Origin of the sequence: Yersinia sp. Marseille-Q5920, from assembly GCF_946902935.1 — a bacterium.
Taxonomy (GTDB): Bacteria; Pseudomonadota; Gammaproteobacteria; order Enterobacterales; family Enterobacteriaceae; genus Yersinia; species Yersinia rochesterensis.
Genome location: NZ_CAMPQA010000014.1, coordinates 59,676 through 82,477 on the forward strand (window position 1 = coordinate 59,676; position 22,802 = coordinate 82,477).

A 22,802-nucleotide genomic window follows, 5' to 3' on the forward strand; every position below is an offset into this window, starting at 1 on the left:
TGTCGATAAACTACGGATGTTTCACTCATAAAATCATTGATTAAAAATAAGACATCACGTTATTCTCATTTTGAATTTTATAAAAAAGCAGGAATAAAATGAAGAAATTACCTCTGGGAATTATGGTCGTAGCATTAATTAGCAGCCAACCGCTTTTAGCGAAAAATTGGCAAGAAATAAAACAAAGTGGGGAATTACGGATTGGTGTTCCCGGTGACTACGCCCCTTTGGCCTTTCATAATAAACAGGGGGAATTGATTGGTTACGATATTGATATGGCAAAATCCCTGGGCGAAAGTCTGAAGCTTAAAGTCAATTTTGTACCAAGTAGTTGGCCAACACTTTCTGAAGATTTAGCGGCAGACAAGTTTGATATCGCGATGGGTGGCGTCACAGAAACACCCGGCCGCGCAGCGCAATTCTCATTATCCAGCCCGGTGGTGAAGAACGGCAAAATTGCCTTAGCTAATTGCCAGCAATCCAAAAAATTCCCCACATTGGCGGCGATTGATCGCGAAGCGGTGAAAGTTATTGTCAATCCAGGTGGTACCAATCAATCGTTTGTCGATGCCAATATCAAGCAAGCCCAAATCATCCGAACCCAAGATAACGTGGCTAATTTGCAGGGAGTCCGAGATCAAAGTGCGGATATTATGTTTACTGACTTAATCGAAGGGGATTATTACCAGAGCAAAGAGCCTGGCGTATTTTGTGTCGCAACACCGGAAATATTACCCGGCACCGGCAGCTACAAAGTGTATATGATGGCGAAAGATAATCAGCCATTATTGAAAGAAGTCAATCAGTGGCTGGCAGGTGAGACAAAATCCACATTAGCGCATAAATGGAATATATCCGAGTAGCGACTTTTGATTGCCAGCGCATATGGGCTGGCAATAGCCTATGACTTTGATGACATTGCCATCCATGGCAACTTTCATCACGCCGTTAACCCACCATCCAACACCAAGGTCTGGCCAGTCATATAGCGGCTATCATTACCGACCATAAAAGCACTGACACGAGCAACTTCCTGCGCACTTCCCAAACGCCGTAAAGGTATTTGTTTACGCAATCCTTTTAAGGCATCGGCAGGCATGTCGCGCGTCATATCGCTGTCGATCACCCCCGGCAATAGGCAGTTAACTCGAATATTAAAGCGGCCCATCTCAAGCGCCAGTGAGCGGCCAAGGCCAATCATCGCCGCTTTACTGGCACCATAAGCGCTCTGGCCGATATTGCCTTTTATCGCGGTCACTGAGGACATCAGCAACACGGCACCTTCGCCCTGCATCATCATTGCTGGCAAAACATGCTTATTCCAGTAGAAAACCGCATTAAGATTAGTATCCAGCACATTGCGCCAGTTATCACCATTCTGCTGAATATGTAAGCTGTCACCGGTAATACCGGCATTATGAATTACCGCGCCGGGTGGGCCATACTTCTCTAACAATTGCGGCGCAAGTGCATCGACATCCGCTTCATTGCTGCCGTCACAGCGATAGCTGGTCACCTTACCGGGCAACCCTTCACAGCTGTCGATAACATCGCGGCTCTGTTGCTCACCATTGCGCCAGGTAAACACCACATTCCACTCTTTAGCCAGTTCTTCGACCAAAGCGCGACCAATACCACGGCTGCCGCCGGTAATTAACACCCATTGCTTGCTCATAATATTATTTCTTTTGCTCGGCCAACTTCTGGCAAAGCTCTCCTAAAGTCATGTCCGGATTTTCCATAAACATTTCAGCATTCAGCGTCGCGCCGAATTCGCGCTTTGCCAGCACCATCAATTCGACATAATCCAGACTGTCGAGTTTTAACTGATGCAGTGGCATTTCAGGTGATAATGCAGACATCTCTAAGTCTTTGGCGTCACACAACATTTCACATACAGTGTCATAAACGTGTTGATACTTTTCCATGATCTTATCCTTTTTTAATGCGCGGCTAACGGCCACGTTTTCAATGTTACAGCTGTGGTAATTAATGGCCCTAAGTCGGAACGGGCCGCAATAGCCGCGCGCAATACCCAGCCATCAGTCGGGTTGCCGACAATCAGTGTCGGCTCGATGGCGTAGTGCAATGCACTGCGGACAAATAGATTCGGGTTATTGATGCGCAGTAAATCTGCACTGAAATGCACATCATGGTGAGTTTGGATAACCGGCACATACTTGAAAACATCAATCAAAGTTTCCGCCTCAATCCCCGGTAATACCTGTTTGGCGGTGGCCAGTGTTTGCGGCGCGGCAACCAGCAATTTAAATAGCAGGGCATCAAAAAATCCCCAGCATTCAGCCGGTTGTGATGCGTCACCCAGGAATTGCTGGCTTGACTGGAAAACCTCGTCCGCAGACAAAGATGCCCACTGTTCGTTGTCAGTTTGTACCAGTGCGGGCGCACTGCGCAGCTTGCCGTTAAAGCAATTCTCACCGCTGCTAATATCAATCAGATTGCCACTCACCTGCTCTGGCATTTGACTGACTTGTAGCTGATACGGCATATGGCACTGTACCGGTTGACGTAAGCGGGCGTTAAAACGTAGAAACTCCACTGGCGGCAATATCGGCAATAACGCCGTGCTGAGCTGATACTTGATATCCAGCATGGCGCGCATCCCGTGGACAGTCAGTTGTTCCTGCCCCAAATGCTGTGCATGTTGCAGATCAAAATGGATCGGGTTGTAATCGCCGGAAAACTCCGCCCAACGCTCCGCATCACTGAGGTTATAGTTATAGTTGTAGTTAAAAATCGAGTTAAACGTCGTGTTAACAGTCATGCTTAATCCAACCCGATAACCAATGCGGCATTCGCGCCACCAAAGCCGAAACTCAGGTTTAGCGTGTTGCGCAAAACTTTTGGCCGATGCCCTTCGCTGATGTAATCAAGGTCACATTGCGGGTCAGCATTTTTCAGATTACAAGTCGCGGGCATTATCTGATGCGCCAACGCTTGCAGACAAATAATGGATTCAAAGCTGCCCGCCGCCGCAATCAAATGGCCGGAATAGGATTTGGTGCTGGACAGTGGCGTAGTATAAGCCGCAGCGCCAAAGGCCTGTTTAATGGATTGGGTTTCATTCAGGTCATTAAGCTGAGTCGAGGTGCCGTGCAAGTTCACGTAATCAATCTCATCGGCGCTCAAACCCGCTTGCTGTAAGGCGTGCTGAATAGTTTTCACCCGTGCAACCCGATCTTCAGCCGGTGCGGTGAAATCAAATGCATCGGAATAGTTACCGTAACCTTTAATTTCGCCGAGAATGTTGGCACCACGAGCAATCGCCGCTTCCCGCTCTTCCAAACATAGCACCGCCGCGCCTTCGGATAATACAAAGCCGTTTCGGTCCAAACTGAATGGGCAACTGGCTTTGCTGGCATCTTCTTGCTCGCGCGCCAATGCGCCTAAAATATCGATATTCCATACTGCCGCATCACTGCGCAGAGATTCACCCGCTCCAGCCAACATCATGGATGCTCGCCCGCTGCGGATAATTTCAAATGCATCGCCAATAGCAATGGTGCCAGTGGCACAGGCAGCAATCGGGGAGTTCTGATAGCCGCGTAATCCCCAGTACAAACTGCATGCGGCTGTGCCGGCATTCGGCATCGATAAGAAACAGCCGAACGGCGTGCCCAGCCCGGTTTCCAGATAGCCTTCATAGTTATCGTGGGTTTCATCCTGCCCAGCCCAACCGCTGCCGATAATAGTGCCGCAATCGAGCAAATCATAATAATCTGCGACAGATTTCTCAGCGAACGCCATCTCCATAGCTTCGCGGGCAGCAGCCAGTGCCAACCGGGCATAACGCGGCAAGCGGCGGCGTATCGCGGCAGGGACTGATTTCAAATTGGGTTCTGCATCCAACAGGCCAAAAAAGCGCGATTTGATACCCTGCTCGGATTTATCGTAATAGCGATAACCCAATTTGTTATCCATAATCGCGGCCCAGCTTTGCTGCGCGGTCATGCCCAGAGGAGTTACCGAGCCGTAACCGGTGACAACAACCCGGCGCTGTTTAACTGTATTCGTCATGATTTAATTCCTTTACTGTCCCTGCTGTTATCAACACCGCCACCTAATGCTAACCACAATTTCATGGTGGCATTCAAATAGTTATATTGAAGTTCGAGCAAACTGGTTTCACTGGTCAGCAGGGCATCCTGCGCATCCAGTAAGGTCTGAAATGAAACGGCACCTGCTTGATATTGGCTGTTCGTCAGGCTGAGCCGACGCTGGCTAAGTTGCAGGTTCTGCCACTGATTCTGTTTTTGCTGCTGATAACTCAGCCGCCCTATCATTGCGTCATCAACATCTTTCAGTGCGCTGTAGACTTTAGTGCGGAAATCGACCGCGGCTAATTTCACGTCCACCTTTGACTGGTCGATGGTGAGCTGCACCGTGTTCCACTGCAAGAAAGGCAGCGCGCTGTTGACACTGAGTGTCCGGCTCGGATTGCTAAACCATTGTGAAAATACCGAGCTACCGGCATCCAATGTGGCGCCCAGCGAAAGTGTCGGGTAGAAATTCAGTTTTGCCACATCAGACCCAGCTAAGGCGGCGCGCAAGCGCCACTCGGCCGCCTGTACATCCGGACGCTGGGCAATAACTTCTAGCGGTAAACTGGCGGCAATCGGCACCTGTTGCTGTAAATCCAATGACTTACGCTCCGCTTGACGATAATTAGGGGCGCGGTTAAACAGCAAAGCCATGGCGTTACGCGCAACTTCGCGCTGCTGTTCGAGATTTTGATACTGATTTTGCCTATCCAGCAAAGCTTGTTGCGCCTGCAACAACTCGATTTCACTGGCATCCCCCGCCGCCAAGCGCGAGCGCACAATCTTGAGGGTGTCTTGCGAGATAGCCAGTGCCGTCTGTTGGTAATCTAACTGCTGATTAAATTTCGCAATCTGCCAATAGAGATCGGCGGTGGTTCCAATCAATAACAGGGCGGTGACCTGTCGATCCTGTTCTGTCGCATTGACCAACCAGGCGGATTGCTCACGGGCGCGGGCCAATTTACCCCATAAATCCAGCTCGTAACTCAAGCCAAACGAGGTGCTATAACTTTCGCGCGGCTCAGTATTCTCATTCAGAGATCGGGTATTGCTGCCCGCGCCGGTCAAAGTGACATTCGGGGTCATATTGGTATTGGTCAGCCCGGCCGTCAAACGCGCTTGCTGTAACTTCAAGCCCGCTGTTGCCAGGTCATTATTACTGACCAACATGCGGCTGATGCTTTCTGATAATTGTGGATCGTCGAAATTCTCCCACCAGTGCACACTGTGATGCAGGTAGCTGCCGCCACTGTCTTTAATCCGCCATTCGTCGGGAATGGACACCATCGGGCGCTGATAGTCGCTTTTCAGTAATGCGCCACAGCCCGCGAGTGCCAAGCTGATCATTAGCACTAAGCTTTTAAATAACATGGCGTTAATCAATCTTTTCATTCTCGTGCCAATGCCTCAGTGGGGTGCAAACGAGCGGCATTGCGCGCCGGGAAAAAGCCAAAACCTAACCCGATAAGTGCAGAGAAACTGCATGCCATCACTAACGGTGGCCAGGTGAAAATCATGGTGAACTCTTGAGTCACCCACGAAAAAACCACCCCTGCCAATGCGGAGCCTATAATGCCAATCAGGCCACCGAGAGTACAAATCACCACTGCCTCAATCAGGAACTGAGTCATGATGTCGCTCGGGCGGGCACCTACCGACAGGCGAATACCGATTTCATGGGTGCGCTCGGTCACCGACACCAACATGATATTCATCACGCCCACACCGCCCACTAGCAGTGAAATCGCAGCAATCGAGGTGATCAGCAACGTCATCGAGTCAGAAGTTTTCTGAATGGCTTTACTCATCTGGTCATTACTCAGGATGAAAAAGTCCCGCTGACCATGGGCCCGGTCCAGCACCTTTTCAATATCGCGCTGCACTTCATTCAGGCTGTAGTTTTCACCAATCTGCACAGCAATAGATTCCAGCGGAATATCACCCGAAATACGTTCAGTCAGAGAGGTATAGGGCATCCAGGCCGCCAATAATCCGCCATAGGACGAACCAGCGCGCTTGGCAACACCAATCACCCGCAATGGAATGCCGTCCAATTGGACAATTTCGCCAATTGGATTTTGCCCGGCAGCAAACAGGGTATCGCGCAGCTCAGGTTGCAAAATGACCACCGGCTCGCGGGCATTAACATGGTGTTGAGTCAGGCTATCGCCGGCGATAATATTCAGCCCGCTCGCCTTGAAAAATCCCTGGCCGACACCGGATAGCATGATAGCCACCTGTTTGTCCCCGTGGATCGCCGTCACCATTTTACTGACCACTGGCGATAGGTTCTCGACATAGGGCTGGCTGCTGAGTAACTCGACATCCGCCACACTGAGGGCGCGCTCGAAATCAGGGCGCGGTTTATCCCAACCGAGTCCTGGCCGAATTTCCATATTACTGATACCCAGCTGGCTGATTTCACTGAGGATTTCCTGACGTGCGCCTTCCCCAACCGCCATGGAAGAAACCACCGAGGAAATACCGATAATGATGCCAAGCATGGATAAAAAGGCACGAATTCGGTGACCAAGTAGTGCCCGCCACGCCATCTTGATAGCTTCTCTCACACTCAGCCACCAATGTGGGCGGCCAGTGGCAACCGGGCTGGGCAATGCGGCGTGGATGGCCGTTGTGCCGATGGCCTCATTATTGCGATCCGCAATAATTTCACCGTCACTAATCTCAATGATACGCTGCGCTTGATTGGCGATATTGCGGTCATGAGTCACGATAATAATAGTGTGACCGGATTGGTGCAGGCCGTGCAAAATGCCCATCAGTTCCTGCCCGCTGGCACTGTCGAGTGCGCCAGTCGGCTCATCGGCCAGAATAATACCGGCACCATTCATCAGCGCACGGGCAATACTCACCCGCTGCTGTTGCCCACCCGACAACTGCGCCGGTTTGTGCAACAAATGCTGGCCCAGCCCCAGACGGCGTAACAAATAAGCGGCGCGCTCCTGACGCTCGGCAGTGGTCATCGCGGTATAAAGTGCCGGGATCACCACATTCTCCATTGCCGTCAGATACGGCATCAGATGATAGCGCTGAAAAATAAAACCAATATATTGGCTGCGTAATTGCGCCAATTGTTCACTGCTGGCCTGCCGCGTCGGGATGCTGTGGATTGACATCTCACCCTGCGTCGGTTTATCCAGACAGCCGATGATATTCATCAGCGTCGATTTACCCGAGCCGGAAGCACCAATAATCGCCACCATTTCACCACTGTGAATTGACAGTGAAATATTCTTAAGCACCGCCACCGATTCTGTGCCAGAAGTAAAATGACGATAAATCCCCTTGAGTTGAATCAAAGGGTCATGGGTAGCATCCGCGGTATGAACAGCATTAATGTGCATTGTTAGCTCCCGACGGCGTCCCCATTAACACCACCTGTTCACCCGGCTCCAGCCCCTCTTTCACTTCGGCATATTGGTCATTACGCAAGCCGAGCAACACCCAACGCACCATGGTCTGCGGATCTTTGCTCACCCCGTTTTTACTGCTGCTATTTTTACTTACCAGAACGCGATAGCGCTTATCCGCCTGTTGTTCACCAAGAGCGGCCAGTGGCACCCGAAGCACATTTTTTGCCTGTGCAGTAATAATGAATACTTGCGCAGTCATTGAGGTGCGCAATAGCCGCTCACTGTTGGCGATATTGAATATGCCATTGTAATAAACCGCAGAGGGTTGCTGGTTAGTCTGTGGCACAGCGCTGTCTTCGCGCAAACTGTCGGTAGAAGCCGCTTGGATAGCCCCCATCTGGCTCTCATAGCGGCGCTCGGGATCAGCCACCACATAGAACCATAATGGTTGGCCAACACTGACTTTAAGAATGTCGGTTTCTGAAATACGGGTGTTGACTGTCATGGTATCGACATTCGCCAGCACCAGAATGGTCGGTGCCGTCTGCGAGGAAACAATGGTTTGCCCCTCTTTGGTGACGATGCCCAATACTTCGCCGTCAATCGGCGCCATAATCCGCGTAAAAGCTAAATTAGCCTTTGCCGTTTCCCGCGCGACCTGACTTTGCTCAATCAAAGCTTCATTAACGCGTAATTGCGCCAGCTGGCTCTCGTATTGCGCCTGCGCTTTCTCTAACGCACTTTTCACGCCAGCGTTTTCCGCTACCAATGTTTGCTGACGGCGGAACTCCAACTGATATTGGCGTAACAGGGCTTGCGCCACTTGTTTTTGCGCCAGCGCACTTTGTAATTCGGCTTCTGACTTGCGCAATTCATTCTGCTGCAAGGTTGGGTCAATCTCTGCCAACAGTTGGCCACGGGTCACGCGGTCGCCCTGTTTGACATAAAGTTTGGTTAACTGCCCGTTAACCTGCGCGCCCACATTAACCTGTAATGACGGTTTTAAACTGCCGGTCGCCATGACGTACTTTTCAATATCACCGCGCCCAATGGTTTCGGTGAGCTGCGGGGCATCCTGCTGATTGCCCGATAATGACAGCGCAATCCCGCCGCCGATAATCAGCAGCAACAGTAATGCCAGCGATAAACGCAGTTTCTTGTTCGTCATCTTGATACGCATCAGTTAACCGCCGCAGGTGTCAGGCGACTTGATGTCGCTGGCTGAGTAAAATGCGCCAACTGGCCGTCATCCAAGCGGACAACCTTATCAAACAGCGGCAAGACACTTTCACTGTGGGTCACGGTTATCAATGTTTTCTGATATTCACGACAATGGGCCAACACTGCCTGCATCACCTGCTGGGCAGTATCTTCGTCCAGATTGGCGGTAGGCTCATCCAGCACTAATACCGGGCAATCACTGTACATGGCACGAGCCAGTAACAACCGTTGACGTTGCCCTAAAGAGAGTGCCGCGTGACTTTCGCGCACCAGCGCACTGAGGCCGCCGGGCAACTTATTGATAACTGAAGTTAATTGCAGCCCTTGCAATGAACGTTCGATACGTTGAAGTTTATTGGTGTCCAGATTCCCATCAAACAAAGTGATGTTTTGTAATACCGAGGCATTAAACAGAATGTCTTCCTGACTTTGCAGGAAAAACAGCGCATGGGCCTGCTGGAAATCGACAGCTTCGCCATCGACCAATACCTGCCCTTGTTGTGGCGGCATCAATCCCGCCATCACTTTCAGCAAGGTACTTTTCCCGGCACCGGACTCACCGATGATCGCCACACTTTGCCCGCGTGTCAGTGACAACGACAAATCGCGCAATACCGGCTGGCTGGCGTCGTAGGCAAAACGAATATTCTGATAAACCAGCTTATGCGCAAATGTTGGCGGTGCTGCTGGGATAACTGAACTTTTCTCCGACGGCGTTGACTGCCCGGCAGGGAACAGGTCACGCGCGCGGATATCAATGACGTGCAACTGGTTTTTTTGCAAAATGGCATAGAAAATCTTGGTGATGTACGAGGTGAAAATCTCGCGCACGAAACTGTAGGCAAAGAATTCGCCCAAGCTCAATGTCCCCTGCTTCAACAATGGCAAAGCCAGCAGCATAAAGAACACCATTTCCAGACTGCCAATCAGCTGATACAGGCTATTTTTAACCTGATCGTAGATTTTCTTTTTCTGTAACGCCGTGAACAATGACAGCGCAAGGCCCGCAAACATCCCTTGGCGTTGGCTGGATAAACCGGCAGATTTAATGGTGGAAAAACCTTGAATGGTTTCCAGAATAAAATCACTTTGCTCAGCACTTTTCACCTGTAACTGCTGAGTGTAATAGCGGTCACGATAGATGGCCCAAATACTGATAAGCCCCATCAACATAACGCCGATAGCAGACACCATCGCCAACAGTGGGCTCATATAGCACATCACTGCCAGCGCGATGGCACCGATTATCCAGTCGGTACGCAGGCCGTTATCCAGCTCTATTTTTTGGGTTGCGGCCATCTGCCAGTTCGAGAATCGGCTGAAGATGTCACCCGGCGCTCGCTTATCAAAGAAGTTAAGCGAGTGGCTTAGTAAGCGGGAGAAACCGGCAACACTGTTAAGCACTACAAAGTGTTTGATATAACGCTCGGTGATGTATCGCACGCAAAAAGCGAGTGAAGTGGACACCACAAAAGCCAAGAGGAAATAGAAATAAGGGAAATCTTTATCGCCCGCAGAAGAAAACACGTCATTAATAGCGCTGCTGACCATGGTCGGCATAATAAACAGTGTCAGGGAGATCAAAAATGCCAGCGTCATCAGCCAGTAAATACCCCGAACACTGGCGGTTTCTTTCAAACTCATGCAATCAAGCGCACTGAGCCGCTTGCTGTGTTCGATCTTCTTCGCCGCTTCAGGATCCGCGGGTGTTTCTGGATCAAGCACCAATGCGTAGCCGCTAATTTCTGCTTTTAATGCATCCATCGGCAATAACTGCTGCCCAATAGCCGGGTTCATGACACAGACATAATTGCCTTTACGGTAGGCAAGCAAGACATAATGGTTTGCGCCATAGTGCAAAATGGCTGGCAGCGGTAAAGCCGACAACTCCTGATGCTCAAACACCACCGGATAAGCCGGTATTGCCAATTCCGACAAAATAGTACACAGCGTGGCCAGTGACGTGCCGTGCGCAGAGGCAGGATAGCGTTCCCGTAAGCTTTCCAGCGGTGCGTTGATGCCTTGCGTCTGTGCCAGCATCGCAATACAGGCCAAACCACACTCATTGGTTTCGCTTTGAAAAACTAACGTTGGGATTATCTTTTCCATTTTCTACTATTCTTCGTAAGTGACATTATTCATTAATAAAAAATAATGAATGTGAGTGCCATAACAGCCAATCTTGCGGATGCTGCGTCATTGATGTTTCAATCAATTCAGGTAATTTACTTTTCACTTCCCGAGCACTAAGCGCAGGATAAATATGAATTTTTATTTCTTTGTCGTAATACAGATAATAAAAAACCACCTGCGCTGACAGTGCTCTGGCAAGGCGAATAATGCCGCTGTGCAAATTAGCGGGGCGGTTAAATAGCTGGCAGGGCATTTTTGCCGTTTCTGCTGGCTGGTTATTAACGGTGTAATCCGGCGTAATATCCGGAAAAATCATAATATTCCGCTTATGCTCGGCAGCTTCCATGATGGCGTCCATCAAGTTACCGGCGATGGCACGGCTGTCTGCATGGATAGAACAATAGGAAATATTCACTCCACCCATTTGCCGCGCCTGCTCTTGATAAGCCTCGGCACTGGCTGAAACCACCACGGTGGCCTGCCCCGGATAAGCCGCCGCGCCCACCATGCCCGCGAGCACATCAGAAACCATGTGCAACGGCGCGAGAATAACCGGCGAACCGGCCTCATGTAGCGCTCTCACCTGGCTGTCTAACTGCTGAGTACAGGCGGCTAATTGGGCTAAAATTCGCCGATTTTGACCATAAGTTGCGGCCAACTCCAATACCTGACGGCGCTGTGCCGTGCGAATAAAACTTTGCGCCGATGGGCGATTTTGGCTTTCCAACAGACACTGACTGTTGGCTGCTGCCACCCGCGCCAGATTCTTCTGATGCCGTGAAACCAAGCCTAAAGCCCGGCGCAAAGCGCCGAGCATCAGTAAGAAACGATAATCACCGTGCCGCAACAACCAGACCGCCACTTTGGCCTGCCAGCGGGCGAAGAACCGCCCACTAAAAGCCAGCTTATCGAGCTGGTTTCTCCAGGCGAAATAGCTCCATACGGCTAACAGTCTCATTATTTCTCCAGCGCCTTATCGTGCTCGAGTAATGACAAGAGATGATCTGAGAACGCTGGGAATTGACGATCCTGTAGCGCTAGCCATTTTTTACCGACAATAAAGCTCGGAGTGGCGTCAACTTTGTAATGCGCGGTCACCGCCGTCATATAGGCTAGCAACTCTTTCACTTCAGCTGACTGGCTCACTTGCTGATATTTGGCAACATCAATGTCATTGGCTTTTAGCCAGGTTTCGAGTTGGCTGTTATCACTCAGGTCGATGTTGTCTTCGAGCACCGCTTTGTAAGCGCTTTGGCGATGCTGCGGTTCAATACCCATGACGGATAAAGTCGCGAAAATAGGTGCAAAACGCCCCAAGCCGGTGGTCTTATCACTGCTGATATGCAGGCGAACAAAACGCGTCCCTTCTGGCATGCGGTTTTCTAATTGGGTCACATTCTCTTCATTGATGGCGCAGTAATGGCAGCCATAAGAGAAGATCTCGATAATCGTTTTATCGTCTTTGATTGGGCTGTTTTCAACTTCACTGCTGCTGACAGCGAATAGGGTTTCCTGTTCATCCTGATTAAGAACGAAATAGTGGAAATAGGCCGTTGTTATCAATGAAGAAATAAGGATAACTAACAGTGTATAGCCTATAAAAAATCCCTTACTCCTAAACATATTTTTTTCAGTAGACATAGATTCAGTTCTATTCACAATCAGAGTTCAGGTAAGACATAAACAGAATCAAATAACATTTATGCCCACGAAATAATCTTTCTAACATTCAATTAATGCGAAAATTCTTGAATTTAAGCATCGATGACACATTTGAAGAAATAAATCAGGCAAGTACAGAAATCCCTCCCGCACTTGCCTGGGATACTATTAAATATCGATAATAATTAAAGAATACTTAATTTATATCTTATTTGCAGTTAGCAATGTTGCTAGCTGTAGCTGTACGGCTAGTCACTTTACCGTGTTTGTCAGTACAAGTAGTAACAGCCTGGCAAGTCAAAGTAGTACTACCTGACAACCACTCGTAAGTATCTTTACAAGTTACACCAGTACCGCCAACGATTGTATTTGCTTCAGCCATGTTCATTTTTTTCATGAGAAAAATCCTTAAAGGAAAATAAAAATTTATAGCCTATTATTTAATAGCCCATTGAAGTATGCGTTTTAATCTTAAGTTTTATTGCTAACAACCCATTAATTTAACGCAGTGAATTTATACTATATTACCGTAATACATTACAACCGAAATATAACATTTATTTAATTTTAAATCATATATAAATAAATGCCACGGGAACCCGCTGCCATAATAAAACAACAGTAAAGTCACCCAAGTTATGAATATAAAAATAGCGATTTTAAAGCGCTATTTTATATTCATAATAATCATGTACTCAGCCAATGAGTACATGTAATTTTGTATTTAGAGGTAGGACATAATAACCACTCCACTACCACTAAAGGTACCCGCATCAGGTAATCCCACCGAATGAAGCGTTGATTCAATCGGGAAAGGTGTCTGCCCAGCAGTTGCGTTTATCGTGACACCATTGTATAGATCTTGCCCTGACATTTTTAATGTTGAAGTCAGCTTGCCGTTTTGTCCAAGATTGATACTTCTGGAACCCACCAAAGTTAATTTCAGGGATGTATTGACTGTACATTTGATATTTAATGGCTCACTTTTTATTGCACCATCAACATTTTGCTGATTAAGTGAACCATAATTGATATAGACATCACCGGTAATTTCACAGGTTTCTGGGGTCGGTGGAACCGCGCCACAATAAGAGCCAGGAATGACTCTACCACTGGTATTACCATCATTCGAACCTTGCCAATACATCACACCAAAGCAACTGCCAGCCGCACGCAATGGGTCAGTTGTCACGGTACCCCAACTCCCCGACACCCCATTTTTAGCCACAAAGGCCGCTCTCATCACCTCGGCCGTCGCGCCCTGAGAAACAACAACTCGCGTCAAGGCATTGGATGGGTTACCACATATTTCAGCACCGGGCGCCGTCGAGTAGTGACATATCGCCACAGAACAAGATGCAGCAGTACAAAGTGTCCCCTGCATTTCTTCGCTCGGCCAAGAGTATGTCCCTTGGTATTGTTGCCCTACCCGCGTTTGGGTCGACACCCAGGCACTGGCCTGGCTATAAAGTGGAAATAAAAACAGCACGCAAGCAATTAGCCAGAAATATTGACTACTTAAGCGTATATTAGGCTGTGTCATTCGTTTAAGTTCCATTGTCTCTATCCGCATATCGGCATTTAAGCTGTTGATAATAAATTTCAGCATTGAAATATTCTTATTGAAATAAAATTAGTGGGGGAACCCATTAATAATATTGCAGATTAAATGTTGCGACTGCACTGAACTCACCGCGTTTAATCGTGCGTTGAGCTATTGCATCTGGCTCACCCTGGACATAAGCTTTCAAGGTAATAATGTTATTACCTGTATCAAGTGCAATATCATCACTCGACGTATTCAGGGGCAAAGCTTTCCCGGCCAATGTTTCAAGGCCGATGCCTATTCCGACATCATTACCGTCGACGGACAATAATCCGGGTAATTTAAGGTTATCATTACCTGTAAACTTAATATTGGCCGTTGTACCCAGACTAATGTCACAATCAACCAAGTGTATTTGGAATTGTTTTCCTAAGGTGCGTTGATTCGAATACAGATATTTGTCAACTACTGTACCGAAATTCAAACTAATAGCTTCATCACCAGGGCGAATCGTGCAAGGCTCGGCAACTAGTGCACCATGAAAACGCATATTATCAGCAGCCGATGCGGGTATAGCCCAAAAAATATTCAGAATCAAAATACTTAAAATAGTTCGCCAACGGCGCATCAGCAGATTTAAATTCGTCATCATTTGATCCTATTGATAATCCACTAATAATGTAGCGGTGGCCTCAAAACTGCCTTCACTTAATGTTGCGCCCGTGGCCTTAATAGGAACGGCTTTCAGCACCGGCGGGTTATTTTTGTCATAAGCAACACGGGTATTCAGCGGAAAAGAAACGCCATTTTTCAGTATACGGATACCCAAATCCCTAACATCAGTTTGTATCGCTGCGGGATCAAATGTAGCAACAGATGCACTTACGATCGTTAGACCCAATTCCAAACTACTACTGACCGTTTCACAGGTTATGCTGTAAGGCACTGTTTGGGTGTAATTGATGCCATCAATCTTATTTACGCCCAGATTTTCCCCGAAAGGCACATCTATAATTTTCCCCCCATTAATCACACAAGGGGCGGGATTAATTAATGTTCCCGTGAATAGCATGTCTTCCGCATACGCCAGTGGGCTACTCAATGTCAGTACAGCCGCTATGGAACAGCCCGATATCAGTGATCTATTTTTCATTACTGATACTCCACAACCATCGTCGCTGTGCCGTAAAAAGCTCCCGCATTCAACGTCGAACCTACTTTTTTGACCGGTACAGCCTTCAATACAGGAATCGTCGGATAAGAAAAGGTGAACGCAGTATTCAGTGCTAATGCTTGATCATTGCGTACCAGTTTAATCCCGAGATCTGAATTATTCGTTTTTAAGACATTGCCATCAAAACCGGCACCATTACCTTTGATAGTCATTTTCAGCGCATTGGATATGGCCCCAGTGCAGCTCAACGTATAAGTCACCGGCTGTATATACTGAGCCCCATCAACACGCGAAGTCATGACCTCGTTGCCAAAATCAACAGTGATGGTGCCAGTATTGTTAATCACGCAAGGCGGCGGGTTAATTAATGTCCCCGAGAACAGCATGTTGTCCGCATAAGCCCACGAACTACCAAGAGCCAGAACCACTGCAACGGAACAGCGCGAAATAAATGAATTCATTTTCATTATTGATACTCCACAACCAGGGTTGCTGTGCCGGAAAAGTATCCCGTGCTCAACGTTGCATTTGTTTGTTTGATCGGTACCGCCTGCAATACAGGAATATTCGGATAGGTAAAGTTGGATGCAGTATTCAGTGCAAACGGCTGCCCATCACGTATCAATTTTATCCCCAAAGCTGAATTGCTTGTTTTCAAGAGACTGGTATCAAAAGTCGCACCATTCCCCTTAATACTTATTTTCAGCGCATTAGCTGCTGCCGCAGTACAGTTCAACGTATAGCTCACTGGCTGTATGTAGTTGACACCATCAACATTTGATGTCAGAACCGTATCGCCGAAATTGACGTTAATCGTGTTGTTGCTGTTAATCTCACAAGGCGGTGCGGCGAAAATAGTGACCGAAACATTGACTGTCGCAGTCTTATTTAGCGCCCATGCAGAGCTGCTTAACAATAATGTCATCACTGCGGTTGCCGTCCCTGCAATGGCTGTCATCTTAATGATGGACATCATGGCCATCGGAGTCAGCCGGGTAACTATTCCCCTAAAAACAACAGTCATCCCATATTCCTTATTCATTGTTCAGCCTGACATCCGCCCTGTCTTCTTATGCAGCGCCCAGAAATACGCCGTTACTTGATGCTTTCAACCACAGAACACGTGCTACCCGTGCAGCCAAATACCAATTTTGGCCGACCACCGAAATCATTGACATAAGTCAACACCGGTTTGCTACCCAATGCAGCAGCGCTGACATCCAACATACCCTGCGCTTTTGGCGCAATCATGAGTGGCTTGAAGCCCGCTGCTGTTTTCCCGTTTTTGCTCTCACTGGCATCGACCAGCGTGATGTAATACGGGGTCGGGTTATTAACCTGATAACGATCGCCCTGACGAGTCAGTTGTAACTTTTCCTGCCAAGGTGTCGACATATCCGCCTTTTGGGGCACGATACCTACTGGGCGGTAGAAAAGTTTGATGCGCGTTTGCAAAGCAATTTGCAAAGTATTGGGCTTGTCCGAGCGCGGTGGAATTTCGCGCAAGTTAAAATAGAACAAGGTTTCCCGGTCTTGCGCCAACTGGTTCACTGCCGGCAAGGTTTGTACTTTTAACTGGCTCATCGCACCGGGTTCTACCCGCTGAACCGGTGGAACCACCGTCAATGGTGAATTGATCTTGTTACCCTGCTCATCTTCAATCCAACCCTGCGCCAGATAAGGCAGTTCCTTATTCTGGTTGCTGATATTCAAGCTGATGGACTTATCGCCGCCATTAAGAATGGCCCGGGTTCTATCCAGTGCAATCGCTGCTGTTGCTTGCTGAGCCATAAGTGCCGTCACCAGAATCGTGGTGATACGCAGTTTGTTATTCAATTTCATTACTTTTTCCTTCGAATTAGTTTTGTCAGAACCTGGTGGCACCGAACGTTTTCTCTTACCGGAACCCGCGGTTATCCGCAGGTCCGTTACCAAAGCTTTCTACTCTGATGCCGGGGGCTTATTTCCCGCCGCTATCGGCTGGCAAGGCAGCAGTAGATTCGCCAGTATTGCCGGAGAAAGTGCCTTCGGTAAGGTGATGCTACATTGCGCCTTCCCATTCCAGTTTACTGACATAGTTTCACCGGCTTTTATCCCACTGAGATAAGTGGAACCGTCGTCGTTAACAATGCCGGTCTCTTGCTGATTTTCATTTAATACGGTGGCCCCAAATGGCGGTGATGTACCATCTGCCATGCGTATCATGGCCATCGCTTTTTCGCCGGAAATCACATTAAAGCGGCGATAACCAATAGCGCCTTCAGTCAGTGTGACTTGTGCTACGGTTCCTCTGGCCTCAACATCATCCGCCAGGTTATCAATATCTATACTGGCCCGGTTGCGGTAATAACTGTTCACATCACCGACCACAGCTTTACCAAACCGGTTGGTGCGTATTGATGAGCCATACCCTTGCACCGGAACACCGGATACCCCTTGGGTATCAAGTAACAATCGGGTTCCACCAAGAGTATTCACCCGATGTAAAGCCCCACCTTCAGCCGTAATAGTGGCCCCGCCCTGAATACCTAAACCGACGGAAGAATATTGGCCTTCCTGATAACTGGCGTTGGCATTAATATCCGCGCTACTACCAATGTGGTTGTAGTTACCGCTGACCAACGCGCCGCTACGGGCTACGCCAGTATTGATCTGGTAGTTGTTATGAGCATCTATGCGATCGGAATACCCCACTCGCTGACTGTTTTCACGGCCATTGACTGACGCGCTATAACTGATTGTTGCACTGTTGCCAATCGGCATAGACAAGGACAGATACACCCCATCATCATTGCTTTCGTTATAACGGTTGCGGAAAGCCGAGAATGTCATACTGACGTTTTTCACTTTGCCAATATCGAAATAGCGCGAGAGTGACAGGTTATAGCGGTCATTCGCCGAGCGATCCCAATATGTTTGATGGCTATAGTTCAAATACGCGCTCAGCCCCAGATCCTGAAATTGCTGGTTGAAGCTGATGGTGTACATCTCTTTATTGCCACCCACACTATTACCGCGATAACGTGTGTCGAGATATTCCGTCATGGTCATAAAATTACGTTCAGAGAAGCGATAGCCAGCAAACGTCACCTGACTGCCTGTCTCCTGAAAGTTTTTCGAATAGTTGACGCGATAAGAGCCACCACTCAAAGTGCCTTTCTCGGGTAAAGTGGCCCATGATTGGGTCATATCAACCGACACTGCACCAAATTCCATCAAATCACGGCCAATCCCCATGGATGCCGCTTGATATTCGTTTTCACCACTGATCCCACCACCAAACAATGACCAGCCGCTATTGATCCCCCAAGAGAATTCCCCGGAACCAAATACCGGCCCTTCAGACTGATGCCCGATACTCGAAGGCTTACCTGCGGCCACCCGGTAGCGCACCATTCCAGGGCGGGTCAGGTAAGGAATACTGGCGGTATTCACCTGAAATTGTTGAACTTGTCCATCAAGCTCTTCTACTCGTACATCCAGCGTCCCAGAAACAAAACTGTTCAAGTTCTGGATGCGGAAAGGACCGGCAGCGACCAGTGTTTCACTCAACACACGCCCTTGCTGACTCACAATGACTCGCGCATTGGTTCGGGCCACACCCGTAATCTCAGGTGCATAGCCACGCAAATTCGGCGGTAACATATTGTCATCTGTCGCCAGGCTAGCACCGCTGAAGCGGAAGCTATCAAAGATGGCAGAGTTCAAAAAGTCTTCACCCAATGTCAACTTAGCGCCCAAACTCGGAATAGCGCGATAGGCGTAATAACGGCTCCAATCCCATTTGCGATTAGACTCGGCATCAGAATTCTGATCGACACGCGACTGCCAATCTGCACGCAGACGCCAGGCACCTAAGTTAGCGCCGGTGGTTCCGTTACCGCTCAATGTGTTATTGCTGGTATTGCTCTTTTGCTGGCGGTTCAACTGCCCTAACAGGTTGTAGTCAAACAGCACACCGGGAAGACCGTCTTCCCAACGAGACGGAGGATCCCAGTCAGGTTCGCTATATTCCAGCCAGGCTTGCGGCACACTCAGGTGCAACGAGGAAGTGGCTAAATCGCCTTCCACGGTCAAGCCGGGTAAGCTGCTGATATCGAGACATTCACCACCACGCGACCACGCCAACTTTTTAAAGCTATCTTCTTTTAATGCCAGTAACTCAATTAACTGGGGTGATAAACACGCTTCACTTTTTTTAGGGTCTGTTTCAGAGGCGTAGAATATAATTGGCTGCTCACTGAGTTCCTGTTTATTCATACTAACCAATAAGTTATAACTCCCTGGCATGATATAACCGCGTTGGGAGAACTGACTTAGGTCAAAATTAGCGCGATCCTTGGTATCCAGCACATCTGTATTAAACTGAATATCATCACTAGCAAACACACCATACGCATTGCCACTTAATGCAACAGCGATCAGAATTCGCAATAAATCACGACAGGCAATACCAGAGGTAATGGAACGAGCGGATACCATGAGATATGTCACCTTACTCATTGAAATCAGTAATAATCCAATTTGAAACGAACGCTAGAATGATAAGTTCCAGCACGCAGCATCTTGCCATTGCCCACTAACCGCAGGGCATAATTGAGTTTCAGATCAGCAGGGATGATATTTATTTCCGGTGATGCTATCCCTGGAGTTGAAGCAATGCCTTTATCATCAATAATTTGCATTGCTACTCCTTCAGCTTCTCCGTAAACCGCAAAATTATTACCGTCCGCAGCACCGTCAAATGTCACGGCAAAATGCTGCCGGTTCGACTTGTCAGGGTCGGCGTGAACTATCGTGCAATCTAGCAAACGGATGGCAAAGGGATGGTCATCTCCAACGCCGTTCTGAACCAACTGGCCGATAGGCAGAATCGCCATATCAATGGTCTGTTCCAAACTTCCGGGATCTATAGCACAAGCAGTATCAGTAATACTTCCTTCCATACTCACGCGGCCCCAATCTGTTTTTATGGGATCAGCCATTACCGGAAGACTCAGCAATGACGCCATCAGTAAGGAAGGAGGCACTATCAAAAAAAATGACTTGGACATAAATCACCTAACTCATCCAGCACGTATCTTTTTCAAGAGAAAAGACATGCGGAAAAATCCGCATGTCGAATTAGAAAATGATGCTTATTGGTAAGCCAGCGTGAAGTCAGCTACGCTTGAGAAGCTGCCTGGTTTGATAGCGTCAGCTACAGTGCTGCCCTGCAGGTAAGCAGAGAATGCCAGGGTGTTGTTACCAACAACCAGAGTCTGCGGCTTAGTCGCAGTACCCAGTTTAATAGGTAAACCAGTACCATCAACGATTGCGATACCAGCGCCTTCAGCTACGCCAGTGATACCCAACAGGCCAGCTACTGCTGCTGATTCTGCACCGCCGAAAGTGGTAGTTACAGTTTTCAGGGTAGCGATGTCACAGCTTTCCAATTTGATTTGGAAATTATGTGAAGATGATTTGCCGCCATTCTGCAGTGCCACGTTAGAGATCTGGCCCATTTCAACAGTCTGTGCATCTGAACCTGCAGCGATTGAGCAAGGTGCATCAATGATAGAACCATTGAAAGTTACAGTACCTTGACCCTGGTCAGCAGCGTTAGCCACAGAAGCAAAACCCAATACCAAAGCTGCAGCCAAAATCGTTTTATTCATTTTCATTACATAATTCCTTTATACACAATTAAAGTTTTGCCCGCTGATTTACCTTAATAAAATCAAGGTAAATACCGCATCGAAGTTGTTTTAAACATAAATTTTCATGTAGTTTCTTGTTGTAAAAATACAAGAAGATAAACCACGAACTGCTTAGAGCTATAAAGTCAAAATGCAGACATTGAAGAACACCTACACCTTAATAAAATATTTAAATAACGATAGAGCCCTTTTTGTTCGACGCAGATAATACAAACATAGCGCTCAAGTTGATAGTTATTTAATTCAATAGTTCAAAATTCAGAGTGTTTATCTTAATTAACTAATTTAAAACAATAATATCGATAACTTTGATCGAAAAACATTGCACTATCGACATATACTACTACAAAAATGAGCAAATCGACACATTAGATCGCTAAAAGTCACTTTTTCAAAATTAATGATTGCTTATTCCATTAGTCAAATTATAATCGATATTAAATCCTTATAATTTTAATGCAAAAAGCAGAAAAAGCTTAATAACAATACATTTAAACCTTGCCTTTACTTTGTAATCTTCAAAGTAAATCGAGGTTTTTATATATATATTATTAATTGCAAGCTATTGAAATAAATGAATAATTTAACTAAACACCCCGTCATATCTTTAGATATAAAGAAAGATATTTAACTAACCGTTTTAATTGAATAAAATAGTTATCCGACTCATTGTTTGGGTGTGATTGTTAAATTTCTGCCAACCCATTCTTAAAGTTAAAATAAGAATTTCAAAAACAATATAAAATAAATAAGAGAGAATACTAATGTCTGTATGAATAGTCTTTTAATTTGTAGGAAACGTCCTACTGATATGTATGAAATACAAACCAGATAGTGAGAATATAAGAAGTTAAAAAAAAGATATTCTTAATAAAATAAATTGCATGAGGAATTAATCAATGAAACCTAAGGATCAACGTAAAGAAGAAGTCATGGGTATATTGGAAGAAAAATGTAATGTTCTAAAGGAACAGTTTACTGAATCACCTCCCCCAGTTATCAATTGGCCAAAAACAAGAGAACTTGCCGATAAAGCACAGCTGGATATTTATACGGCAAGGTTGGTGTTAATGAAGTTAGTTGATGAGAATAGAGCCAGAATGTCAGAAACCAAAGTAATGAACTCACTACGCTGGTTTATTGCTCATCCGACTGAAAAATAAATGAAACTACTCTTATTGAGTGTTTATTACTCAATACGCCAAATAATTAGTTAACCCTCTAATCGTCAACACAGCGCATAAAACAACAACATATTGAAAATAATGAAATTATTATTTCTTGCGTCGATAAAAACCACTTTTCCTACACGAAAAGTTAAGCTTATTGTTTTGCTGCTCATGGCCACTATGTTTGGGTACCAGAAAATATGTTGGTACCTATAGCCTCTCCCCCGCCTCAGTGGCGGCGCTGGCTACAAGGCATTATTGTGTTATCCGCATTATGCACCCTGTTCTTTATGGTTACAGGTTCAAAAACTGGCCGGATACTGAGTGAAAGGAGTGGAGTGGAGTGGTTGATATGCAGCCATTAGATAAGCGGATAAACCCCTATATACAGTGGGAAAGGTATCAATACATTCGGCACATCAATCTGTTACTGCAATTTAACCAAAATCCTGCTCCCGCGTTACTGACTCTATTCCGCGTATGGGCCGAGCAATACATCCAATTGCATAATGATCCGAATGTTTATCAAAGCCTTATCATGATTACCCAATATCAAAATGACCTATCTCAGGCCAACCACCTGCGAGATACAGCTCACGCGCTGTTCCCCCAAAATCCTGCATTCAGGTAGTCTCCACCCAATAAGCTGACAGATCAATGCATAGCCCCGAGTTCAGAGGCTAATCTGCTTTGTTTGCGAGTCGTCTCGAGTTTTTAGCTATGTCAGTTTCCGGGCCGCTGGGCTAGTATATCGGCTGGAAAA

Annotated in this window: 22 protein-coding genes and 1 pseudogene; 3 read left to right on the top strand and 20 right to left on the bottom strand. The window is 47.1% G+C overall.

What is annotated here, in order from left to right; genetic code table 11:
* Window positions 1–98 precede the first annotated feature (98 nt).
* Window positions 99–863: a transporter substrate-binding domain-containing protein gene (locus tag OVO64_RS17545; RefSeq protein WP_038635902.1), complete on the top strand. Its 765-nt coding sequence runs from the start codon at window positions 99–101 to the stop codon at window positions 861–863.
* Between the two features lie 77 nt (window positions 864–940).
* On the opposite strand, the gene OVO64_RS17550 is transcribed toward OVO64_RS17545, so the two are convergent.
* The 20 genes from OVO64_RS17550 to OVO64_RS17645 all read right to left on the bottom strand — a co-directional run bounded on the left by OVO64_RS17550 (window position 941) and on the right by OVO64_RS17645 (window position 20,834).
* Window positions 941–1,675 carry an SDR family NAD(P)-dependent oxidoreductase gene (locus OVO64_RS17550; RefSeq protein ID WP_038635906.1) on the bottom strand — a complete coding sequence of 245 codons (735 nt, stop codon included), beginning with the start codon at window positions 1,673–1,675 and terminating at the stop codon, window positions 941–943.
* Between the two features lie 4 nt (window positions 1,676–1,679).
* Window positions 1,680–1,928, bottom strand: coding sequence for an acyl carrier protein (locus OVO64_RS17555; RefSeq protein WP_038635910.1), 249 nt, complete (start codon window positions 1,926–1,928; stop codon window positions 1,680–1,682).
* A 14-nt stretch (window positions 1,929–1,942) separates the two neighbouring features.
* Complete coding sequence (locus OVO64_RS17560) at window positions 1,943–2,785, bottom strand: MaoC family dehydratase (RefSeq protein WP_038635913.1); 843 nt, start codon at window positions 2,783–2,785, stop codon at window positions 1,943–1,945.
* A 2-nt stretch (window positions 2,786–2,787) separates the two neighbouring features.
* On the bottom strand, window positions 2,788–4,038 hold the full coding sequence (locus OVO64_RS17565; RefSeq protein ID WP_267248918.1) for a beta-ketoacyl-[acyl-carrier-protein] synthase family protein: 1,251 nt from the start codon (window positions 4,036–4,038) through the stop codon (window positions 2,788–2,790).
* Window positions 4,035–5,453, bottom strand: coding sequence for an efflux transporter outer membrane subunit (locus OVO64_RS17570; RefSeq protein WP_227744190.1), 1,419 nt, complete (start codon window positions 5,451–5,453; stop codon window positions 4,035–4,037). Before OVO64_RS17570 ends, OVO64_RS17565 begins: the two co-directional genes overlap by 4 nt.
* Window positions 5,450–7,426: a MacB family efflux pump subunit gene (locus OVO64_RS17575; RefSeq protein ID WP_032819201.1), complete on the bottom strand. Its 1,977-nt coding sequence runs from the start codon at window positions 7,424–7,426 to the stop codon at window positions 5,450–5,452. The genes OVO64_RS17570 and OVO64_RS17575 overlap by 4 nt, the downstream gene beginning before the upstream one ends.
* Window positions 7,416–8,615, bottom strand: a complete 1,200-nt coding sequence (locus OVO64_RS17580; RefSeq protein WP_145586440.1) for an efflux RND transporter periplasmic adaptor subunit — start codon at window positions 8,613–8,615, stop codon at window positions 7,416–7,418. Before OVO64_RS17580 ends, OVO64_RS17575 begins: the two co-directional genes overlap by 11 nt.
* Window positions 8,615–10,765, bottom strand: coding sequence for a peptidase domain-containing ABC transporter (locus OVO64_RS17585; RefSeq protein ID WP_267248919.1), 2,151 nt, complete (start codon window positions 10,763–10,765; stop codon window positions 8,615–8,617). Before OVO64_RS17585 ends, OVO64_RS17580 begins: the two co-directional genes overlap by 1 nt.
* Before the next feature lie 25 nt (window positions 10,766–10,790).
* Window positions 10,791–11,747, bottom strand: coding sequence for a hypothetical protein (locus tag OVO64_RS17590; RefSeq protein ID WP_004389128.1), 957 nt, complete (start codon window positions 11,745–11,747; stop codon window positions 10,791–10,793).
* Entirely contained in the window at window positions 11,747–12,430 is a 684-nt protein-coding gene (locus OVO64_RS17595; RefSeq protein ID WP_267248920.1) for a DsbA family protein, read from the bottom strand. Before OVO64_RS17595 ends, OVO64_RS17590 begins: the two co-directional genes overlap by 1 nt.
* Window positions 12,431–12,659: 229 nt before the next feature.
* Window positions 12,660–12,848 carry a DUF4762 family protein gene (locus tag OVO64_RS17600; RefSeq protein ID WP_032819197.1) on the bottom strand — a complete coding sequence of 63 codons (189 nt, stop codon included), beginning with the start codon at window positions 12,846–12,848 and terminating at the stop codon, window positions 12,660–12,662.
* 327 nt (window positions 12,849–13,175) lie between these two features.
* Window positions 13,176–14,009: a hypothetical protein gene (locus OVO64_RS17605; protein ID WP_050413787.1), complete on the bottom strand. Its 834-nt coding sequence runs from the start codon at window positions 14,007–14,009 to the stop codon at window positions 13,176–13,178.
* A gap of 91 nt (window positions 14,010–14,100) precedes the next feature.
* Window positions 14,101–14,646, bottom strand: a complete 546-nt coding sequence (locus tag OVO64_RS17610) for a fimbrial protein (RefSeq protein WP_145509552.1) — start codon at window positions 14,644–14,646, stop codon at window positions 14,101–14,103.
* A 9-nt stretch (window positions 14,647–14,655) separates the two neighbouring features.
* Entirely contained in the window at window positions 14,656–15,150 is a 495-nt protein-coding gene (locus tag OVO64_RS17615) for a fimbrial protein (protein WP_004389125.1), read from the bottom strand.
* On the bottom strand, window positions 15,150–15,638 hold the full coding sequence (locus tag OVO64_RS17620; protein WP_050413786.1) for a fimbrial protein: 489 nt from the start codon (window positions 15,636–15,638) through the stop codon (window positions 15,150–15,152). Before OVO64_RS17620 ends, OVO64_RS17615 begins: the two co-directional genes overlap by 1 nt.
* Window positions 15,638–16,195 (bottom strand): fimbrial protein, encoded by a 558-nt coding sequence (locus OVO64_RS17625; protein ID WP_032819195.1) that lies wholly within the window; start codon window positions 16,193–16,195, stop codon window positions 15,638–15,640. Before OVO64_RS17625 ends, OVO64_RS17620 begins: the two co-directional genes overlap by 1 nt.
* Before the next feature lie 71 nt (window positions 16,196–16,266).
* On the bottom strand, window positions 16,267–17,013 hold the full coding sequence (locus OVO64_RS17630) for a fimbria/pilus periplasmic chaperone (protein WP_004389123.1): 747 nt from the start codon (window positions 17,011–17,013) through the stop codon (window positions 16,267–16,269).
* A 99-nt stretch (window positions 17,014–17,112) separates the two neighbouring features.
* Entirely contained in the window at window positions 17,113–19,653 is a 2,541-nt protein-coding gene (locus OVO64_RS17635; protein ID WP_267248921.1) for an outer membrane usher protein, read from the bottom strand.
* Between the two features lie 26 nt (window positions 19,654–19,679).
* The gene (locus OVO64_RS17640) at window positions 19,680–20,183 is read right to left on the bottom strand and encodes a fimbrial protein (protein ID WP_186368246.1); all 504 of its coding nucleotides are present in this window, start codon (window positions 20,181–20,183) and stop codon (window positions 19,680–19,682) included.
* A 126-nt stretch (window positions 20,184–20,309) separates the two neighbouring features.
* Entirely contained in the window at window positions 20,310–20,834 is a 525-nt protein-coding gene (locus OVO64_RS17645; RefSeq protein ID WP_145509551.1) for a fimbrial protein, read from the bottom strand.
* A 935-nt stretch (window positions 20,835–21,769) separates the two neighbouring features.
* On the opposite strand from OVO64_RS17645, the gene OVO64_RS17650 reads away from it, so the two are divergent.
* Together OVO64_RS17650 and OVO64_RS20665 are read left to right on the top strand one after the other, a co-directional pair.
* Window positions 21,770–22,033, top strand: a complete 264-nt coding sequence (locus OVO64_RS17650) for a faeA-like family protein (RefSeq protein ID WP_145509429.1) — start codon at window positions 21,770–21,772, stop codon at window positions 22,031–22,033.
* A 194-nt stretch (window positions 22,034–22,227) separates the two neighbouring features.
* Window positions 22,228–22,670, top strand: a pseudogene (locus OVO64_RS20665) (hypothetical protein); the annotation flags it as partial.
* Window positions 22,671–22,802 lie beyond the last annotated feature (132 nt).

Bases quoted from the DNA above. Each gene is read 5' to 3' on its own strand.
- OVO64_RS17570 (WP_227744190.1), bottom strand. From the start codon at position 5,453: ATGAAAAGATTGATTAACGCCATGTTATTTAAAAGCTTAGTGCTAATG.
- OVO64_RS17550 (WP_038635906.1), bottom strand. From the start codon at position 1,675: ATGAGCAAGCAATGGGTGTTAATTACCGGCGGCAGCCGTGGTATTGGT.
- OVO64_RS17555 (WP_038635910.1), bottom strand. From the start codon at position 1,928: ATGGAAAAGTATCAACACGTTTATGACACTGTATGTGAAATGTTGTGT.
- OVO64_RS17645 (WP_145509551.1), bottom strand. From the start codon at position 20,834: ATGAAAATGAATAAAACGATTTTGGCTGCAGCTTTGGTATTGGGTTTT.
- OVO64_RS17615 (WP_004389125.1), bottom strand. From the start codon at position 15,150: ATGAAAAATAGATCACTGATATCGGGCTGTTCCATAGCGGCTGTACTG.
- OVO64_RS17620 (WP_050413786.1), bottom strand. From the start codon at position 15,638: ATGAAAATGAATTCATTTATTTCGCGCTGTTCCGTTGCAGTGGTTCTG.
- OVO64_RS17650 (WP_145509429.1), top strand. From the start codon at position 21,770: ATGAAACCTAAGGATCAACGTAAAGAAGAAGTCATGGGTATATTGGAA.
- OVO64_RS17575 (WP_032819201.1), bottom strand. From the start codon at position 7,426: ATGCACATTAATGCTGTTCATACCGCGGATGCTACCCATGACCCTTTG.
- OVO64_RS17580 (WP_145586440.1), bottom strand. From the start codon at position 8,615: ATGCGTATCAAGATGACGAACAAGAAACTGCGTTTATCGCTGGCATTA.
- OVO64_RS17635 (WP_267248921.1), bottom strand. From the start codon at position 19,653: ATGGTATCCGCTCGTTCCATTACCTCTGGTATTGCCTGTCGTGATTTA.
- OVO64_RS17590 (WP_004389128.1), bottom strand. From the start codon at position 11,747: ATGAGACTGTTAGCCGTATGGAGCTATTTCGCCTGGAGAAACCAGCTC.
- OVO64_RS17565 (WP_267248918.1), bottom strand. From the start codon at position 4,038: ATGACGAATACAGTTAAACAGCGCCGGGTTGTTGTCACCGGTTACGGC.
- OVO64_RS17605 (WP_050413787.1), bottom strand. From the start codon at position 14,009: ATGGAACTTAAACGAATGACACAGCCTAATATACGCTTAAGTAGTCAA.
- OVO64_RS17630 (WP_004389123.1), bottom strand. From the start codon at position 17,013: ATGAAATTGAATAACAAACTGCGTATCACCACGATTCTGGTGACGGCA.
- OVO64_RS17640 (WP_186368246.1), bottom strand. From the start codon at position 20,183: ATGGCGTCATTGCTGAGTCTTCCGGTAATGGCTGATCCCATAAAAACA.
- OVO64_RS17585 (WP_267248919.1), bottom strand. From the start codon at position 10,765: ATGGAAAAGATAATCCCAACGTTAGTTTTTCAAAGCGAAACCAATGAG.
- OVO64_RS17545 (WP_038635902.1), top strand. From the start codon at position 99: ATGAAGAAATTACCTCTGGGAATTATGGTCGTAGCATTAATTAGCAGC.
- OVO64_RS17595 (WP_267248920.1), bottom strand. From the start codon at position 12,430: ATGTCTACTGAAAAAAATATGTTTAGGAGTAAGGGATTTTTTATAGGC.
- OVO64_RS17625 (WP_032819195.1), bottom strand. From the start codon at position 16,195: ATGACTGTTGTTTTTAGGGGAATAGTTACCCGGCTGACTCCGATGGCC.
- OVO64_RS17600 (WP_032819197.1), bottom strand. From the start codon at position 12,848: ATGAAAAAAATGAACATGGCTGAAGCAAATACAATCGTTGGCGGTACT.
- OVO64_RS17560 (WP_038635913.1), bottom strand. From the start codon at position 2,785: ATGACTGTTAACACGACGTTTAACTCGATTTTTAACTACAACTATAAC.
- OVO64_RS17610 (WP_145509552.1), bottom strand. From the start codon at position 14,646: ATGACGAATTTAAATCTGCTGATGCGCCGTTGGCGAACTATTTTAAGT.